1 protein-coding gene is annotated in these 346 nt (G+C 72.3%); it reads right to left on the bottom strand.

What is annotated here, in order from left to right; genetic code table 11:
- On the bottom strand, positions 1–346 hold a 346-nt coding region (locus tag EZM81_RS18140; RefSeq protein WP_305791171.1), incomplete at both ends, for a phage tail tape measure C-terminal domain-containing protein.

The raw sequence follows: 346 nt of genomic DNA on the forward strand, positions 1-346 counted from the left end.
AGTCGAGCTTGCCCGTCTTCACGAAGTCGCCGATGGCATTCTCGGCGCTCTGGAAGGCCCCGACCAGCGCGCTGCCGATATCGCCGCCGATCTCGCGCGCCTTGGCGGCATAGTCGGCGAGGGCTGCCGTGACGGCTTGCCAACCGGTGAGGGCCGTGTCCGCGCCTTGGGCTGCAGCCGCCCCCGCGTCGCGTGCGGCACCGCCAGCACCCTCGGCGGCGGTGGCCGTGTCGTTCAGCCCGGCCGTGAGAGCATCGGCAGAAGCAGCCGCTCCCGCGAGCGCCGTCTCTGCCTCGGTTCCGGTGCCGATCACCGCATCCTTCAGCGCCTGCCAGCTGGCGAGCGG

The sequence above is a fragment of the Tabrizicola sp. YIM 78059 genome (genome assembly GCF_004959785.1).
GTDB classification, from domain to species: Bacteria; Pseudomonadota; Alphaproteobacteria; order Rhodobacterales; family Rhodobacteraceae; genus Tabrizicola; species Tabrizicola caldifontis.